The following is an 18,768-nucleotide window of genomic DNA, read 5'->3' as shown; positions in this document are numbered from 1 at the left end:
CCACTCCATCCCTACTTAAAAATAGAACTATGAAGTTGCTACCGATTTCATTTTTATTTCAATAAATCATAAATAAGAAGCTAATAATTAGCCTACAAGTAGCAGGCTACAATGAAAAAATTATATTTAATATCCCCCTTAGTTTGGCCTGTTTTCTTAAAAATACAACGATTACTCTTATTTCATAATTTACGAAATCAATACGTTTTTTTGACAAAATTTACAAATTATTATTTTGTATATCTTTCTAGGTAACATCCATACTATGAGTACAAACTTAATTACCGATGGATTAGCGCCAACCGGGGCGATAATCTGGTTCAACTCCAGCTAGTCCAACCAAAAAAACTTTTATAACTCTAAGGAGGATATATTCCTATGGCAAACCAAAATTCTTCAAATCAATTAGTAGTACCAGGTGCAACAGCTGCAATCGATCAAATGAAGTACGAAATCGCTCAAGAATTTGGTGTACAATTAGGAGCAGATTCTACGGCTCGCGCTAACGGTTCAGTTGGTGGAGAAATCACAAAACGTCTAGTTGCAATGGCTGAGCAAAGCCTTGGCGGATTCCACAAATAAATATATATGGCAAAAAGGTCTCAAGGCATATGCCTTGAGACCTTCCTTAATTTATTGCAACATTTGTAAAAACTTCTTCGTGCGTTCTTCTTTTGGATTTGTAAATACTTCTTCTGGTGTACCTTGTTCGACAACGACACCACCATCCATGAAAATAACACGGTTCGCAATTTGATGTGCAAAACGCATTTCGTGCGTTACAATAACCATCGTCATGCCCTCTTTAGCAAGTTCTTTCATTACTTTCAGAACTTCTTGAACGAGTTCAGGATCAAGCGCTGACGTCGGCTCATCAAATAGTAACACTTCCGGCTCCATCGCAAGTGCGCGCGCAATTCCAACGCGCTGTTGTTGTCCGCCTGATAATTGGAACGGATATAAATCCACTTTATCTGCTAAACCAACTTTTTCAAGGAAATAGTTTGCTTTTTTCTTCGCTTCTTCTTTCCCCATCTTTTTCACTGTAACGAGCCCTTCCATTACATTTTGAAGTGCTGTTAAATGCGGGAATAAATTATGGTGCTGGAATACCATACCTGTTTGCGTACGAAGATTAACAATATCTTTCTTCGTTACTTTTTGAGAGAAGTTAAGCTCTTTATTACCGATACGAATATTACCAGCGTTTGGCGTTTCTAATACATTGAGACAACGTAAGAATGTCGTTTTACCAGATCCAGACGGCCCAATAATAACAACAACCTCGCCCTTCTCAACTGTTAAATCTATATGCTTTAGTACGGTATTATCTCCGAAACTTTTTTGTAAGTGCTGAATTGAAATCATAAAAACAAAAACTCCTTTTGTAAAAGGATTATTTTAATGTATAGCGTTCTGAACGCTTTTCTAACATCTGTTGTACGATTGATAATAAGAAACAAATAACCCAGTAAATAAGACCTGCTTCAAAATAAACAATTAAAAACTCGTAGTTCATCGCCGCAATTTCCTGCGCTTTTCGGAACATTTCTGTCACTAAAATTAACGATGCTAATGAAGTATCCTTCACTAAGCTAATAAATGTATTTGAAAGCGGCGGGATTGATACGCGCGTTGCTTGTGGTAAAATAACACGTTTTAATGCTTGTGGATATGTCATCCCAATTGTATAAGCTGCTTCCCACTGCCCTTTCGGAATGGAAAGGATAGAAGCACGAATAATTTCAGATGCATATGCACCGACATTTAATGAAAATCCAACAACTGCTGCTGTATATGGCTCAACTTCAATATTAAGAGTTGGAAGACCATAGAAAATAATAAATAACTGTACAAGAAGTGGCGTTCCGCGAATGATAGATACATAGATACGAGCAATCCATTGTAAAATACGACTACCTGAAATACGTGCGAGCGCTGTTAACGTCGCAAGTATAAGACCGATAATAAATGTAATAAGCGTTAATGGAATTGTTGTAAAAACAGCTTCCTTCAGCATAGGCATGAAGGAAGTCTGCATAATATCTATCCAAGTAGACAATCGATCTGAAACTAATGCACTACTTAGATACATTTTCACCGAACCATTTTTTCGTTATTTTGTCATACGTACCGTCTTTTTTCATATCTTCTAACGCTTTATCTACTTCTTGTACAAGCTTATCGCTACCTTTACGGAATAAGAATCCACTTTGTGAAGCTTCTTTTTCTGTATCTACAATTTTAATTTTTGCATCTTTTTTCGTTTCTAAATAATTTAATACTGATAACTTATCATTAATTGTAAAATCAACGCGTCCTGAAGCTAATAATTCTGCCGCTTGGCTAAATCCTTCTACACCTTCGATTTCTGCACCGTTTTTCTTAGCAATATCTGCATAGTTACTCGTTAAAGATTGTGCTCCTTTTAACCCTTTTACATCAGCAAATGTAGCAGGCTTATCTTTATCTTTTGCGATAACTAATGCCGCTGAAGATGAAATGTATGGTTTAGAGAAATCGTATTTCTTTTGACGATCTTCACGAATACCAACTTCGTTTGCAACCATATCGAAACGTTTTGCATCTAGGCCAGCAAGTAAGCTATCCCATTGTGTTTCTTTAAATACAGGTTTTACACCTAAACGTTTTGCAACTTCTTCTGCTAATTCAACATCGAATCCAGTTAATTTATTGCTTGAATCGTGGAACGTAAATGGTGGATATGTACCTTCTGTACCAATTACAAGTTCACCGCTTTGTTTAATCTTTTGTAACGCGTCTTGACTAGCTGTATCTTTTTTCTCTTCTTTACCGCAGCCGGCTACAATCCCGATCGCTAATGTAGTTACTGCAAGCACTGAAAATAATTTCTTCATGATAGTAATCCTCCAAGTATTCTGATAGGAATTTAAAAACTATATTGATTGTATGCAATCTTGAACAATTTTTCAATGAAAATGTTCTTATTTAGTTTATCCTTTTTCTTCATAATCAAACAAAAGGGAAAAATAACGCTACATACAAAAAATAAGTAACATTTTTTAATATAGCATTTATGGAGAAAAAGGTAAAACAATACTTCTTATTTAACTGTCGTAATTCGCTAAAGAGTCGACATGTTCATCAATAAAAAAGAACTTGTGAAAATCACAAGTTCTCCTCCATGCATATTAAGCACTCTGATTGCCTTCCATTTGCGTTTTATACATATCGTAATAACGCCCCCGCTTTTTCATGAGTTCATCATGAGAGCCTTTTTCTAAAATGGTTCCTCTATCGAGCACAATAATTTGATCTGCGCTTTTAATCGTTGAAAGGCGGTGAGCGATAATAAATGTCGTTCTTCCTTTTTTTACAACTTCTAGTGCTTGTTGAATCATCGCCTCTGTTTCTGTATCAATACTAGACGTTGCTTCATCTAAAATTAAGATAGCTGGATCAAAAGCAAGCGCCCTAGCAAATGAAATAAGCTGACGTTCTCCAGTGGAAAGCGTACTTCCCTTTTCTGTAATTTCTTCATTTATATTATTCGCAAATCTTTCAGCACCAACATCATGCAATGCTTTTATGATACGCTCTTTTGAAATTTTTTCATTTTCTAAGCTTACATTGGAAGCGACCGTCCCGCTAAAAAGAAACGGGTCTTGCAGTACGATTCCCATATGTTCACGGGTTGCTTGTTTCGGCATCTCTTTTACATCGTGACCATCAATCGTAAGCTTTCCTTTTTCAAACTCATAAAATTGAAAGAGTACATTCATGATAGAACTTTTTCCTGATCCAGTATGACCGACAAGTGCCACTGTCTCGCCTTGTTTCGCTTCAAAAGAAATATTTTTTAACACTTCATCTTTTCCATTATAAGAAAATGATACATTATCAAATTTTACATTTCCTTTTAAACGAGGCATACGTTCTTCTTCTACCGGTTCCCCTTTTTCCTCTAACAATTCAAAGACACGTTCTGATGCAACGCGCGCTTGCTCTAAGTTTGCAAGCTGGTTCACCATATTCGTAATTGGCGAGAATAATCGTGTTAAATAATCGACGAACGCATACAGTACCCCAAGTGAAATAATACCTGTAGCACTTAATGACGCACCGCCGAAATACCAAATTACTCCTGTGAAAGCGATATTTCTTAATACGGCTACTAAGTTATGCGAAGTTGCTGCATTTAAATTTAAAATTTTATTTTGATACTTAAAATAATCGCCATTTAATTCTTCAAATTCTTTTTTCGTTTCACGCTCTTGACGGAACGCTTGAATAATTGGCATCCCTTGAATGGATTCATTCACTGTTCCGTTAATATCAGATAAGCGAGAGCGCATTTTATGATTGTATACAGACGCATATTTTCTATAAAGAATCGCCCAAACAATTAAAATTGGGATAATTAATAAACATAATGAAGCGAGCTTCACATCTAATAAAAATAACGCAGCGAATATCCCAATAATATAGATGATACTAGAAACGAATGTTGCCAGCACCGTTACATATAAATCACGAATGGCCTCTGTATCATTCGTCACACGCGAAACAATTTTCCCCGCCGGTAAATGATCAAAGTACCGAATTGGCAACGTTTGAATATGAGAAAAAACATCTTCCCTCATAATTTGAATAATTTTGTTCGCTGCCTTCTGCAAGAAGAACTGCTTTCCGTATGCAAATAATGACACGACTACTAATAAAGCGAAATAGCCACCACCAAGTAATAATAGACGGTTTATTTCTGGTTTATAAAATGCAAACACTTCTTCTTTCGTTAATGCTTTCGCTTTATACACTTGCACCGCCTTACCATTTTGAACGGTAATCATATCCCCTTTTACAGTCCGTGACCCTTCCGCATTTACTTTATTCGGTACAAAATAATATTGAAAACCGACTTGCATTACGCGTACTTCTTTTCCTTTTTTCTCGCCTTGTTCAAAGCGATCACTTCGCTTATAAAAAGCCCCATTATACGAAACAGCATCTTCACTCTGTTCTGTTTCATACCAAGGTTTCTCTATCCCGACGATATGATCGTCAATCATCGTTTTAGCGACGAAAGGACCAGCAAGCTCTGCGATGACGAAAATAAATAACATTAACATCGCAGCAAAAATCGTCCCCTTCACTTTCATCGCGTATTGAAACAACCGTTTTGAAACGCTCATATTTTCACCCCACTATCCGCACTTTCACTTTCACCTTGTTGTCTTTCAAACTGCTCAGCATACCAGCCCCCCTTTTGGATAAGCTGATCATGCGTACCTTCTTCTATAACTGCGCCTTCATCCATAACGAGAATCCAATCCGCATGTTGCACTGCAGATAAACGATGCGTCGTAATAATCGTCGTCTTTCCGCTTCTTTCCGTTCTTATATTTTCAATGATCGCTGCTTCCGTACGAGCATCTACAGCTGATAAAGAATCATCCAAAATTAAAATTTCTGGATTTTGAATAACAGCTCGTGCAATCGAGATCCTTTGTTTTTGCCCTCCTGATAAAGAAACACCTTTCTCTCCAACGAGCGTTTCTAACCCTTCTGGTAAAAACTCTAAATCCTTTTTAAACGCAGCAATTTCAATTGCTTTCTCTAGTTCTTCTTCAGTCGCTTCCCTATTTCCGAATAAAATATTTTCTCGCGCTGTTTTTGAGAACAAAATATGCTCCTGCGGTACATAACCAATCCAGCCGAGTACATTTTCATTCGTCATTTTATCTAAAGTCACATCAGAAACTGCAATATCTCCATCTCCAAGCGGATATTGGCGAAGAAGCTGACGTACAAGCGTCGTTTTCCCGCTTCCTGTTTTTCCGACAACCCCTAGCGTTTCTCCTTGCTTTAATGTGAAAGAAACCTTTTTTAAATTTTCTTCAGTTGATGAAGGATATGAGAAAGACACATCATCAAACTGAATATAATCCGGCTCTTGCACAAGCTTTGGATGTTTCGGATTCTTTACATCTGGCTCATACGCTAACGTTTCATTCACACGGTCAAGCGAAGCATTTCCTCTTTGCATAACATTAATTAATTCCCCAATTGCAAACATCGGCCAAATCATCATCCCTAAATACACGTTAAAAGAAACGAGTTCACCAAGCGTCACCTTTGACTGGAACACAAGGTATGCACCGTACACTAAGCCGATTAAATAACTAAGACCGACAAGCATTTTCACAGTTGGTTGGAATAATGCATCAATCTTTGCTACCTTCATATTTTTTTCGTAGACGTCATCTCCTAAATGATGAAATCTTTCCTCGTCTGCATTCTCTTGTACGTATGCACGAATAACGCGCACACCAGCGATTGATTCAAGCACTTTATCGTTCATATCACCAAACGCATCTTGTGCAACTGTAAATCTTTCATGCAATTTCTTTCCATATATATTCATCGCATACGCCATAATTGGAAGCGGAATAAGCGCTGCAAATGTAAGCTCCCAACTAATTGTAAACCCCATCATAAAGACAATCGTAAGCATATATAAACTAGAATCCACAAGCGTTAATATACCAAAACCAGCTGTCATAGCGATTGCTTTCAAATCATTTGTCGCTCTCGCCATTAAATCACCAGTACGATTTTTTTGATAAAAAGTCGGCGTCATCTTAAGTAAATGCCCCATAAATTTAGAGCGCATCGTTTTCTCAAGTACGAATGCACCGCCAAACAATTGATGTTGCCATACGAAAGTAAGGCCATATCCAACGATTGTAACCCCTATTAAAATAAGAATAGACTGTATAATAGCTTCGTTCGATAACGTTCCTGTTTTTATGTTATCTATCGTAACCCCTAACACTTTCGGGGGAATCACTTCAACTATATTCACAATTAAAAGAGCTCCAATGGCAATACTATATCTCTTCCAGTGCTCCCTAAAAAACCATTTTAGCTTTAGTAATACTGATAACAATGTAACCTCTCCCTTCTCGTTCTTGTTTACCTCTCATTTCTTTATCCACTATCCAGACCTATCACATTTACATTTCGTAACCCATACAATCTCATCACATTTTTCCACCTTCCAAAGTTTTTTATCGGAACTAAACAAGGGAAAATAAACAAAAAAAAGCATACCGCCGCTTGACGATATGCACAGGAATGCATAAAAAGCGTACGTTACGATATACGCAACGTACGCTTCTTATAAGACAAAGATGCCCTATATATCCGTACGGGTTGCGTAATGATATGAATGTTTTCTGCCATTTAACAGAGCTAAGCCCATTACATTTACGATTACAATCATTACGCACACCCCTTTCATTTATTTTCCATTTATAATCTTACAACTTTATTGAGTATTCTGTCAATTATTTTTTCACACTTTAAATAAAAATATATGATACACCATTTTGAAATAAGGGAATGTTCTGTAAGAAAGGGCATACAAAATAAAAAAAGAATAAGAAATCGTTTTCACAAACATTTCATTTGAAAAATGTTATCAAACCCCCTACAATCACCTTATACTCACTCTTACAAGTTGCTATTTTAGGAGGACTAATCATGACAACTAGCAATACGTACAAATTTTATTTAAACGGAGAATGGAGAGAAAGCTCTTCAGGAGAAACAATCGAAATTCCATCTCCATACTTACACGAAGTAATTGGACAAGTACAAGCAATTACTCGCGGAGAAGTAGATGAAGCAATTGCATCTGCAAAAGAAGCTCAAAAATCATGGGCTGAAGCTTCCCTACAAGATCGCGCAAAATACTTATATAAATGGGCTGATGAGCTCGTAAATATGCAGGATGAAATTGCCGATATCATTATGAAAGAAGTCGGTAAAGGATATAAAGATGCGAAGAAAGAAGTTGTTCGTACAGCTGACTTCATTCGTTACACGATCGAAGAAGCTTTACATATGCACGGAGAAAGCATGATGGGCGATAGCTTCCCGGGCGGTACAAAATCTAAGCTTGCGATTATCCAACGCGCACCACTTGGTGTTGTATTAGCAATCGCACCATTTAACTACCCAGTAAACTTATCTGCTGCAAAACTTGCACCAGCATTAATTATGGGTAACGCTGTTATTTTCAAACCAGCAACTCAAGGTGCAATTAGTGGTATTAAAATGGTTGAAGCACTTCATAAAGCTGGCCTTCCAAAAGGTCTTGTAAACGTAGCTACAGGACGCGGTTCTGTAATTGGTGACTACTTAGTAGAACACGAAGGCATCAATATGGTATCGTTCACAGGTGGTACAAACACAGGTAAACATTTAGCGAAAAAAGCTTCAATGATTCCACTTGTATTAGAACTTGGTGGTAAAGATCCTGGTATCGTTCGTGAAGATGCTGACTTACAAGATGCTGCAAACCATATCGTAAGCGGTGCATTCTCTTACTCTGGTCAACGTTGTACAGCTATTAAACGTGTACTTGTACACGAAAACGTAGCGGACGAGCTTGTTAGCTTATTAAAAGCGCAAGTAGCTGAACTATCAGTTGGATCTCCAGAACAAGATAGCACAATCGTTCCATTAATCGACGACAAGTCTGCTGACTTCGTTCAAAGTTTAGTTGACGACGCTGTAGAAAAAGGTGCTACAATCGTTATCGGTAACAAACGTGAGCGTAACTTAATTTACCCAACATTAATCGATCACGTAACAGAAGAGATGAAAGTTGCTTGGGAAGAGCCATTCGGCCCAATCCTTCCAATCATCCGTATTTCTTCAGATGAACAAGCAATTGAAATTGCTAACAAATCAGAGTTCGGTCTGCAAGCAAGTGTCTTCACTAAAGACATTAACAAAGCATTTGCAATTGCTAACAAAATCGAAACTGGTTCTGTTCAAATTAACGGACGCACAGAGCGCGGCCCTGACCACTTCCCATTCATCGGTGTAAAAGGTTCAGGTATGGGCGCACAAGGTATTCGTAAGAGCCTTGAGTCTATGACACGTGAAAAAGTAACTGTATTAAACTTAGTTTAATCTTATATGTAGAAGCTGATCTAGTTTTAGATCAGCTTCTTTTCTATATAAATACTTCCAAAAATGGAGTATTTCATTCTACTTCCGATTTGGTTTTCCAAATCGAACTAAAACATGCCATAATAATTTTAATTCCTGAAGCACTTCTTCATAAGTTCCACGATCACTCCAAGATAATGGATTGCGTTTCAAATCCACTACAGCAGAGCCAATTATATTTGCATCGATACAATGATTCCGTGCAATGCGTCTTGCTAAAGATGGCATTTTTGAACCTCTAAAATCCATCGGAACTTCGTCTACCGCAAGTACAAAACCGATGTGCCAATACAAATCAATAGCATACTTCAGGCAAATTTCTTCTAAAACTCTTCCTACATCCGTACCCTTAAATGAAGGATCTGCAACAAGCGCTTCCACGTCTTCTTTTAGAGAAATCTCTCCATGAATCTGCGCTTCAATATAATGATTAAGATTACGGGCTGGCTCTTTGCTTACTACATCTATAAACGGCCTTTTCAGATTAGCCAGTAAATGATTAATTAATATTGTTGGAGTCAAATTTCCTTCACCAATTGCAAAATCTCTTACGAATGTCTCTTCCAAAAGAGCAGCTAAAATCATATCAAACTCCTCGTAAGTCCCCTTTTCTTTCGGATCTTGATGCGAATCTAAATATGTATATGTAGAACGCGAAGAAACTTTTGGAGATAAGAGAAAATAACAGGAACCAAAACGCGGAGCCGGCCCATCTGGATGTAACATTAAATTTAGCGCTCCGTATTTTGGACGTTGATCATTCGTTACGCCTTCTAATTGATATGCCCCTCCAAATATTCTCTTTTCCCAAAGGTCACGTTCACCACCAGGATAAGCAGATACGCTTCCATTAGATAGCAATGTTTCAAACTGACTTTTATATACTCCTTGCTCAAATAGTGCTTCAGCAACACTTTTCTTACTCGAATCTAGTCTGTCTGGATGAAAGTGTAAAGCAATCCTTGCGTGAGATTTTAAATTAGCGACAGCCTCTTCAAATATTTCATCTGTAATATTAGACATTTTAAGTATATGATTAATCGTTGCTTTAGCCTCACGTTTTTCGTTCTCTGCATATTTTGAAATATACTCCAAAGCAAATAATTGAGATCTTGATAATTCCATAATCAAACCTCTCCTTTAATTAAAATGACCTTAATCATTTCAATTAAAAGCTTATTCTTTCCTTCTTATGAGACGAACCTAATTTATTTAAAAACGTAATTTACTAAATCTTAATTATGCATACACGCATTTTTCATAGGCAAATGTACACATTCTACAGAAATTTGATACCCTAGCCATCGCTCAGCAATATGTTCAAATGATAAAACAGATCCCGTTGTAAAAAAACGATGCTTCGGATTCAGATTGTCAGACAAAATTCCTTTGTGCTGTAAAATGGTACTTAACTCTATCGCTGTTTCTTCTGCAGAACTAATAATCGTTACATCTTCTCCTAGTTCCTTTTTTATATAGGACTCTAAAAGTGGATAATGCGTACATCCAAGAATTAACGTATCTATATCTTCTTTCGTTAATGGAAGTAAAGCTTGTTTCACTTGCTGCGTGACATATGCTATATCTTCTAATCGATTTTCTACAACTGTAGCTAAATTCGGACACGCATGACTATGCACTTCCAAATATGTATCAAGCTCGTGTAATGCTTTTTCGTACATATTAGATTTTATCGTACCTACAGTTCCAATTACTCCGATTTTCTCTTTCTTTGTTACTTTAATTGCCGCTCTTGCTCCTGGATGTATAACGCCAATAACTGGAATGGAAAGTGCTTCTTGCAGCTCAGTCAATGCAGCAGCTGCAGCAGTATTACATGCTACGACTAGCGCTTTTAATGGAAACTGTTTGAGGAACTCAACCATTTCAAATACGAAAGATTGCACCTCCTCTACACTTCTTGGCCCATACGGGCAACGCTTATTATCACCAATATAATAAATGCTTTCTTTAGGCAATTGTCTTATAATTTCGCTTGCAACTGTTAATCCCCCAACTCCCGAATCTAGCACACCTATTACTGAATGTTTATGACATACAGACATTTACTTCATCCCCTTTTCAATCATCTAGCGCTAATAACATGTATTATATTACGAAAATTCAAATATCACATAACAATCCCTCTTACTTTTAATCACAAACTCTTCTCTATAATCTGATTATTACTATATCCATTGACGTATAAAAATACATTTGTTACTCTTAAAGACGTTAATTTAATATTTAAATCCTCATTCGTATCTCGGTGAGGTAGAGGTTGCAATCATTAAGAGTATCATTTCAGGAGATGTAGTGGCATTGATGAAGGAATGAGAAAGGAATGGTTGCCGAAGTAAGTCGTGTCCACCATGCACGCTTGCTGGGTCTGCATTTAATAAGTGCAGAACTGTCACAAACGTTTCGTTTGTGGAGAGCTATCGAGAGGTATGTCGTGGGTTTCTTATAAGATAGAAAGCATGTAGCGGCAAATTACGTGCTTTTTTTGTTTTGTTTGGGACTTCTCTTCCTGACTCAGGAAGACATACATATCTCCTCGCTTGACTTGGTTATACTAACTTTGGAGGTATTTTCTATGCAACAAAAAAAATGGGGCTTTTGGGTACTAACAGCTTTCGTTGTCGGTAACATGGTTGGCGCTGGTATTTTCATGGTGCCAAGTACGTTGGCACAAACAGCAAGCCCACTCGGTGTCACTTTAGCTTGGTTAACTACAGGGTTTGGTGTTTTAATGCTAGCTCTTGTTTTCGGTAATTTAGCAATTCGTCGTCCTGATTTAACGACAGGGCCACAAAGTCATGCATATGCTTTATTCTCAACACCAAAAAAGAAAAAAATGGCTGGTTTCAGTATGGTATGGGGATATTGGGTTGCAAACTGGGCAAGTAACGTTGCCATCATTACATCATTTGCGGGATATTTATCACTCTTCTTCCCAATTATGAAAGATACGCGACTACTATTTTCAATCGGTTCGTTTAACGTAGAAGTCGGAAAACTAATTACATTTACGATTTGTTCCATCTTACTTTGGGGAACTCATATTATATTAACAAACGGTGTAAGCGGAGCTGGAAAACTAAACTTCTTAGCAACAACAACGAAAGTAACTGGATTCCTTTTATTCATCGTCGTTACGTTATTTGCATTCGAAGCTTCTAAATTTGGACAATGGTACACACCGATGATTGATAAATCAGGGGCATCACACGGTCTTCTTTCACAAGTGAATTTAGCTGCTCTTACAACACTTTGGGCGTTTATCGGAATTGAATCAGCCGTTCTTTTATCAAACCGTGCTGTTTCTCCAAAAACGGTAAAACGCGCAACAGTTGCGGGATTACTTATTACAGTTGCCATCTACTTAGGAATTACAATTTTAACAATGGGTGTACTTCACGTTGATAAATTACAAGCTTCTGAACGTCCATTAGCAGATGCACTAAACGCTGCAATGGGTCACGGCGGCGGGAAACTGATGGCATTACTTGCTCTTACTTCCCTGTTCGGTTCTATCTTAGGCTGGATTTTATTAAGCTCAGAAGTACCTTATCAAGCAGCAAAAGAAGGTTTCTTCCCTTCCTTCTTCACGAAAACAAATAAAAAAGGAAGTCCAATTTACTCATTACGATTAACAAACATTATGTCGCAAGTATTCCTATTCTCAACATTATCAGGAACCATTGCGGAAGCTTATACATTCGTTATTACCGTATCAACACTGGCCTACCTCATTCCATATCTCGTTTCACCAATCTTCCAGTTAAAACTAGTCGCAACTGGTGAAACATATAAAAATGAAATGCGGGCAAGAATTACAGATGGCATAGTCGCAGTTATCGCACTTTGCTACGCACTATGGGTTATTAAAACGGGCGCATCCGATATAAAAACGTTCCTTCTCGGAATTGGTTTATTCGTAATCGGATTTGCTTTCTATCCATTAATGAATCGTGATCAGAAAAAAAATAACGAAAAGAAAAACGGGCAAGTTGCATAACGCAATTTGCTCGTTTTTTCTTTTGTAAAACATATATAATAGAACAAAGAGGTGAAAAACATGTCAATCGAATCGCTATGGAGCAGTCGCTTCCAACAACATATTCAAAATATCATTACATACTTTGCACGTATGATTAACGGTTTACTATATAGCTTTATCTTTATTTCATGCGTTGGTGCATATTATTATGCTCAGTTTCTAAAAGCATCTCCTTCTAAAGGAATATCTTTAATAATTATAACGATTGTACTTACATTCATTATAACGAGATGCCCTATCCGTACATTTATTCAAAAACCTGATGCTGTCTATTTACTAGCACTAGAAGAGAAATTAACATCTTATTTTAAAAAATCTCTTCTATACAATTACATCATTCAGCTTTTCCCATTATTATTTATGTTCCTTATTCTCGTTCCACTTGCTATGCAATCATTGCAATTAACTGTACCTTTTTTATGTACAATCTTTATCGTGTTAATGATTACGAAAGCCTGGAACATGTACATACATTGGATGTGGCGTGATAGTCACGAAAAAAATATATGGTTAATCATCCGTATTACTTGTAACGCCCTAATCATTTACATGCTGTTTTATCCCGCAAATGTTCTCATATTGGGCGGACTACTCTTACTACTTGCTTTCCTACTTCTATATACGAAAAAACAGCCTACAAAACGAATACCGTGGGATTACATAATCGAGCAAGAAGAAAAAATGAACGTTCGTTTTTATCAATTTGCTAGCATTTTCACAGATGTTCCGCAACTGAATAAACAAGTAAATAAAAGAAAATGGCTTACAAATTGGATTGAACCTTTATTACATAAAAAACGAGCAACTTTCTTCTATTTACATACATTAGCATTTTTACGTGGGAATGATTATTTCGGGATATATATTCGCTTAGGATTGATCGGTGCTTTTGCCTTATATTTTATACCAAATATATACGTAAAAGGTGCTATCTCTTATATCGTTCTATATATGATCTCTATGCAGCTCCGTTCACTGTGGAAATATTTTTCGGGAAATATTATTGTAGCATTATATCCAATCCATACTGAAGAAAGGATGAAGCAATTTCTTAGCTTAATCTTTATATTGCTAAGTATTCAACTCATTGTATTTTCGAGTGTTATACTCATTGCTACAGGTCAATTTTTACATAACCTTATCATTATGATTGTCGGGTTACTCTGGATCAAATTTATTATTGTACCAAAAACGAAGCAAAGAATTTCCGCATTTTAACGAAAAGAATTATCTTAAAAGCCAAGGAGAAAATAAACTTTCTCCTTGGCCTTTTTATTTTTCTTCCTCAAACAAGAACCATTTAAACAACCGGTATTTTATGATTTTTACATACAAAGACGATAATACATGTTTATGTTCTAATAAAAAGGGTATTTATTAAATTAACAGGGCAAAGAAAGTGGAGGGAATGAAAAAATATGAATTAAAGTTTCACTTTATAAAAGGCATTGCTCAAGGATGATTCTGGAACCGACAATATAATGTAAGGAGCGGATTAGAATGAGTAAAAAAATTGCTATTTTAATAACGGATTATTTCGAGGACACAGAATACACAGAGCCAGTAGGAGCTTTTAAACAAAAGGGATATGAATTAACAACTATTGAAATGGAAAAAGGGAAAACGGTACACGGTAAACAAGGAAAAAGTGAAGTCGTAATTGATAAAAGTATTGACGATGTTTCTCCAGAAAACTTTGATGCCCTCTTCATACCAGGCGGGTTCTCCCCAGATATACTTCGTGCAGATGAACGTTTTGTTCGCTTTAGTAAAGCATTTATGGATGCGGAAAAGCCTGTTTTCGCTATTTGTCACGGACCTCAGCTACTCATCACTGCACAAACACTTGAAGGACGTGATGTAACTGGATATAAATCTATTGAAGTCGATTTAAAAAATGCCGGCGGGAACTTTCATGACAAAGAGGTTGTCGTATGTCAAAATCAGCTAGTAACAAGTAGACAGCCAGAGGACATCCCAGCGTTTATTGAAGAATCGTTGCGTATATTAGGATAACTAACCTCCTTTTATTTACATGAAAATAGTTAATCAGTGAGGTTTTATTCATCCCCACTGATTAATTAGCCCCCACCAACTGGTCGTTTACAGGCAATCCGACCACCACAAATAGCAAGATAAATAAAAAGAGGGGAATCCAAAAGTTCAGTTTTAATAATCTTTTGGATTCCCCTCTTTTCTCGCCCAAAAATTCCTTATCACTTTTCATAGGCAATTCTCATATAGTGAAAATGACTATATAATTCCTATCCATAAGTTAAATAATGATTTCGCACATATATAAATACAAAAGATGGGAGCCTTATTTATGAATAACAATCCACCTTCAACGCCCCCAAATCCAACGGAAACGAATAATAATGAAGTGAGCTTACAAACGTTACGCGTTATTGGGCTAATTGTACTGATTAGTGGCTACATATTAGTAACGCTTTCTGAAGTAGGCACATTAAAAAATCTTTTGCTACAGCCTAGTACTACTCCAAATTTAGCTGAAGTTGATCCGTTCTAAAAATTATATAAAAAGCGAATCCCAGTATAACTGGTTCGCTTTTTATATAGTTTCATCCAATTTGAGAAACATTTCTCTCATCCTCATACTTCTCTTTCCCTATCGCTTTCATAAATAGTAAAATACTGCTCATACCAACGATAAAGTACAGAGCACTCATGCCCCAAGATGCAATAAATGAACCTAGCATAACACCTAATGCCCCGTTCATTTTTGCCACTTGAAAGACCATTCCGTTAATCGCCATATAAGAACCTCTTGCCTCATTTGGCACCATATCTGCCATAATAGATTGACGCACTGGCACATACATCATCTCACCTACCGTTTGGAAAAGCCCTGCAATTAATAAAATCCATAAGCTATTGCTCGTTCCAAGTATTGTAAATCCAATTGTATAAATGAATAAACCTACATATAAGATTTTCAAATCGTTGAAGCTTTTCAGCATTTTAATAAGAAGTGCTGAACATAACACAACTAAAATTGTATTCTCTGCAGAAATCCAGCTCAGCATGCGAATCCCTGTTAAATCAAACGTAATACCATTCCCGAATAAAAAGTGCACCGTTTCAAATTCCTTCTGCAAGCGAACACCTAAATAATTATTAATTTGAAACTCTAAAGACAATGTACATATACTCGCTGCACAAAAAATTAAAAATGCTTCATCTTTCATCACGACTTTATAACTATCTGCCATATCTTTTAATACATTTTTCTTCTCTACTGTTTTTCTCACTACATACACTTCTTCCATATATACAGCCATCACATATAAAGTAATAATTGCAACAAGCGTTAATACGATAAACAATTGCAATCTATAGTTTTCAAATAGTAACCCACCAAATATTGCTCCAATCGCAATGGATAAATTAATAGCCCAATAATTAATGCTATACATTACTTTTCGATTTTCAGGTGTACTCACATCAATTAACATAGCCTCTGTCGCAGGATTCATAAGTCCAGATCCTAAACTATTCACTAGCATAAAGATAAATGTTAACCACGGTGAATCTACATAATCCGAATTCGCAACTCCCATACAAGCAATGGAAATGACTTGTATACTTTGACCGATAATCATAACCTTTTTACGCCCAAGCCGATCCCCAACATATCCACCGTATAAACCAATTACTAATGAAGCTATGACATTAATGAGTAGTAAAGCACCAGCAATCGCACTACCTAACTTTATTGAAAAATAAATCGCCATAAATGGAAAAATCATCGTGGACACAGTACGTGTTAAAAACGAAGTTATAATTCTAATTTTTATATTTCGATGCATACTCCAAAATCCCATTGTTTCCCCCTCCTTATGCTTACTTATTTTACTTTGAAAAAAAGGAAGAAAAAGGTTAGAATATTCTAAAGAGTTTCCCCTTTTATAGATAGAAGGAAGTGTATATATGAAAATTATGGACTATTACATTAGACTAAGACTACATGCACAAGATCAACAACATATGCAAAATAGCTTACAAGAATTAGCTGATGTTTTATATTGCAGTACGAAAAACGTAAAGATTTTATTAAAGAAAATGAGCGAGGAACAATTAATTCGCTGGACTCCAGGACGAGGCCGCGGAAATAAAACGGAAATTCTATTTATACATAATTTCGTAGAAGCGATTGAGTCCTATACAGATGAACTGTTAGCGCAAGAAAAATTAAAAGATATCTTTCTTCTTTTAAAAGAACCCCTCCCCCTCGCACTTCAAAAAAAGATAGAAAATAAACTACATCATCATTTTGGATACGAACCTTCAAATGATATGTACGACGTATTAAAGATTCCTATATCAAGAAAGATATTCCCATTAGATCCGGCTTTTGTGGCTGTAACTACAGAGAGCCATCTTACGAGTCAAATTTTTGATACGTTAGTCGTCTATAACGATGTTACTGAAAAAATGGAACCACACATTGCGCATACGTGGGAATTAAGTGAAGACGGGCTTACGTGGACTTTTTATTTACGAAAGGGTGTATATTTTCATAACGAAACAGTTTTAACTTCTAAAGATGTACAATTTTCATTTGAAAGACTAAAAGAAGTTCACTCTCCTTTCGAATGGTTAACAGAAGAAATTGTTCAAATTGAAACGCCATCACCACTGCAAATTCGATTCCATTTAGCAAAACCAAATTTATTCTTCTTACACTATGTAAGTTCCATGCAGCTCGCAATTTTACCGCGTGATACGAGTATTAAAAATCATCATTATATAGGTACTGGACCTTTCAAACTTGCTCATTACTCGGAAGATAATATCGTACTCGAAGCGTTCACCCATTATTTTAAAGAGCGCGCGTTATTAGACCGTATTGAATTTTGGGGTATTCCTGACCATGTGCAAATAGATGCTGATTATGAACTACCAAATGAAGAAGAAAATGAAAGGCATGATATACAAATAGAAGAAATAGGTTGTATTTATGCTGGCTTCAACTTTACAAAACCTGGTCCTCATCACGACATTTACTTTCGAAAGGCTTGGAGAGAACTATATGACGTTGAAACGATACTTCTTAGCATAGAGGGTAGACGAACAATTGCTGCATCAAGCTTCTTCCCTGATAGAAGCCGCCTTGCAACAAGAAGATCCTACTCTTTAGAAAAAGTAAAAGAGTTTTTGAAAAAGAGTACATATAATGGAGAAACGATACATATTTACTTCTTCGCATTTAAAGATAGTGCAAATGATGCATATTTCTTAAAAGAACGATGTGAAAGTTTAGGTATACAAGTAGCGCTTCACCCATTTCCCGTTTCAGATTATATGGATCGCTCTATTGATAAACATGCTGATATTATTTTCATGGGAGAAGTCTTTGCTGCCAATCATGAAATTGCATTCTTAAATGTATTTAAAAATAAAAGTTGCTTCGTAAATCGGTTCATGGACCCGCACTACGAAAAACAAATTAACTGTTTACTAGATACATTTTTACTAGAAGAAAATAAAGAAAAGCGTTATGAACTCATGTATGAGATTGAAGAGTTTTTACAAGCAGAACACATCATTTTATTTAACTATCACGTTTTAAAAAGAAAAACATACCCTTCTTCTTTAAAAAACGTAACAATTGATTCATTTGGTTGGGCAAATTTTGCGAAGTTATGGATACAGCCATCCACGCATTAAAGTGTGAG

Annotated in this window: 16 protein-coding genes and 1 riboswitch; of the genes, 7 read left to right on the top strand and 9 right to left on the bottom strand. The window is 36.3% G+C overall.

Features of this window, described 5'->3' with window-relative positions; translation table 11 throughout:
* The first annotated feature begins 378 nt into the window (after positions 1-378).
* Positions 379-582, top strand: a complete 204-nt coding sequence (sasP, locus tag ACTFN4_RS20035; RefSeq protein WP_000013338.1) for a small acid-soluble spore protein, SasP family — start codon at positions 379-381, stop codon at positions 580-582.
* 51 nt (positions 583-633) lie between these two features.
* Here sasP and ACTFN4_RS20030 read toward each other — a convergent pair whose 3' ends face one another.
* From ACTFN4_RS20030 to ACTFN4_RS20010, 5 genes are all read right to left on the bottom strand, one after another.
* Positions 634-1,368, bottom strand: coding sequence for an amino acid ABC transporter ATP-binding protein (locus ACTFN4_RS20030; protein WP_000623610.1), 735 nt, complete (start codon positions 1,366-1,368; stop codon positions 634-636).
* Positions 1,369-1,396: 28 nt separating this feature from the next.
* Positions 1,397-2,095, bottom strand: a complete 699-nt coding sequence (locus ACTFN4_RS20025) for an amino acid ABC transporter permease (RefSeq protein WP_000281501.1) — start codon at positions 2,093-2,095, stop codon at positions 1,397-1,399.
* On the bottom strand, positions 2,082-2,879 hold the full coding sequence (locus tag ACTFN4_RS20020) for an amino acid ABC transporter substrate-binding protein (RefSeq protein ID WP_000732840.1): 798 nt from the start codon (positions 2,877-2,879) through the stop codon (positions 2,082-2,084). The genes ACTFN4_RS20025 and ACTFN4_RS20020 overlap by 14 nt, the downstream gene beginning before the upstream one ends.
* A gap of 294 nt (positions 2,880-3,173) precedes the next feature.
* Positions 3,174-5,174, bottom strand: coding sequence for an ABC transporter ATP-binding protein (locus ACTFN4_RS20015; protein WP_000116641.1), 2,001 nt, complete (start codon positions 5,172-5,174; stop codon positions 3,174-3,176).
* On the bottom strand, positions 5,171-6,931 hold the full coding sequence (locus tag ACTFN4_RS20010; RefSeq protein WP_000953783.1) for an ABC transporter ATP-binding protein: 1,761 nt from the start codon (positions 6,929-6,931) through the stop codon (positions 5,171-5,173). The genes ACTFN4_RS20015 and ACTFN4_RS20010 overlap by 4 nt, the downstream gene beginning before the upstream one ends.
* Positions 6,932-7,527: 596 nt before the next feature.
* Here ACTFN4_RS20010 and gapN point away from each other — a divergent pair.
* Positions 7,528-8,967, top strand: a complete 1,440-nt coding sequence (gapN, locus tag ACTFN4_RS20005; RefSeq protein ID WP_059304110.1) for an NADP-dependent glyceraldehyde-3-phosphate dehydrogenase — start codon at positions 7,528-7,530, stop codon at positions 8,965-8,967.
* Between the two features lie 78 nt (positions 8,968-9,045).
* On the opposite strand, the gene ACTFN4_RS20000 is transcribed toward gapN, so the two are convergent.
* Together ACTFN4_RS20000 and racE are read right to left on the bottom strand one after the other, a co-directional pair.
* Positions 9,046-10,131, bottom strand: coding sequence for a DUF3626 domain-containing protein (locus tag ACTFN4_RS20000; RefSeq protein WP_000423683.1), 1,086 nt, complete (start codon positions 10,129-10,131; stop codon positions 9,046-9,048).
* A 110-nt stretch (positions 10,132-10,241) separates the two neighbouring features.
* Positions 10,242-11,072, bottom strand: a complete 831-nt coding sequence (gene racE / locus ACTFN4_RS19995) for a glutamate racemase (RefSeq protein ID WP_000109672.1) — start codon at positions 11,070-11,072, stop codon at positions 10,242-10,244.
* Between the two features lie 201 nt (positions 11,073-11,273).
* A riboswitch (Lysine riboswitch) is annotated at positions 11,274-11,455 on the top strand.
* Positions 11,456-11,602: 147 nt separating this feature from the next.
* On the opposite strand from racE, the gene ACTFN4_RS19990 reads away from it, so the two are divergent.
* The 3 genes from ACTFN4_RS19990 (at position 11,603) to ACTFN4_RS19980 (ending at position 15,085) form a co-directional block, all read left to right on the top strand.
* A complete protein-coding gene (locus ACTFN4_RS19990) occupies positions 11,603-13,027 on the top strand; it encodes an amino acid permease (RefSeq protein WP_001186301.1) in 1,425 nt (474 codons plus the stop codon).
* 60 nt (positions 13,028-13,087) lie between these two features.
* Positions 13,088-14,287 (top strand): ABC transporter permease, encoded by a 1,200-nt coding sequence (locus ACTFN4_RS19985; protein ID WP_439962696.1) that lies wholly within the window; start codon positions 13,088-13,090, stop codon positions 14,285-14,287.
* Between the two features lie 282 nt (positions 14,288-14,569).
* On the top strand, positions 14,570-15,085 hold the full coding sequence (locus tag ACTFN4_RS19980) for a type 1 glutamine amidotransferase domain-containing protein (protein ID WP_226368515.1): 516 nt from the start codon (positions 14,570-14,572) through the stop codon (positions 15,083-15,085).
* A 61-nt stretch (positions 15,086-15,146) separates the two neighbouring features.
* On the opposite strand, the gene ACTFN4_RS19975 is transcribed toward ACTFN4_RS19980, so the two are convergent.
* Positions 15,147-15,296 carry a hypothetical protein gene (locus ACTFN4_RS19975; RefSeq protein ID WP_166669621.1) on the bottom strand — a complete coding sequence of 50 codons (150 nt, stop codon included), beginning with the start codon at positions 15,294-15,296 and terminating at the stop codon, positions 15,147-15,149.
* Positions 15,297-15,395: 99 nt separating this feature from the next.
* Here ACTFN4_RS19975 and ACTFN4_RS19970 point away from each other — a divergent pair, with 99 nt between their 5' ends.
* Positions 15,396-15,599: a hypothetical protein gene (locus ACTFN4_RS19970; protein ID WP_001063866.1), complete on the top strand. Its 204-nt coding sequence runs from the start codon at positions 15,396-15,398 to the stop codon at positions 15,597-15,599.
* A gap of 52 nt (positions 15,600-15,651) precedes the next feature.
* Here the strand turns inward: ACTFN4_RS19970 and ACTFN4_RS19965 are convergent, their stop codons facing one another.
* Complete coding sequence (locus tag ACTFN4_RS19965) at positions 15,652-16,914, bottom strand: MDR family MFS transporter (RefSeq protein WP_439962695.1); 1,263 nt, start codon at positions 16,912-16,914, stop codon at positions 15,652-15,654.
* 106 nt (positions 16,915-17,020) lie between these two features.
* Between ACTFN4_RS19965 and ACTFN4_RS19960 the strand changes: the two genes are divergently transcribed.
* Complete coding sequence (locus ACTFN4_RS19960) at positions 17,021-18,760, top strand: SgrR family transcriptional regulator (RefSeq protein WP_439962694.1); 1,740 nt, start codon at positions 17,021-17,023, stop codon at positions 18,758-18,760.
* The last annotated feature ends 8 nt before the right edge of the window (positions 18,761-18,768 follow it).

Source organism: Bacillus cereus group sp. MYBK95-2, from assembly GCF_051915225.1.
Classification (GTDB): Bacteria; Bacillota; Bacilli; order Bacillales; family Bacillaceae_G; genus Bacillus_A; species Bacillus_A cereus.
This window is presented reverse-complemented; position numbering and strand designations above follow the sequence as displayed.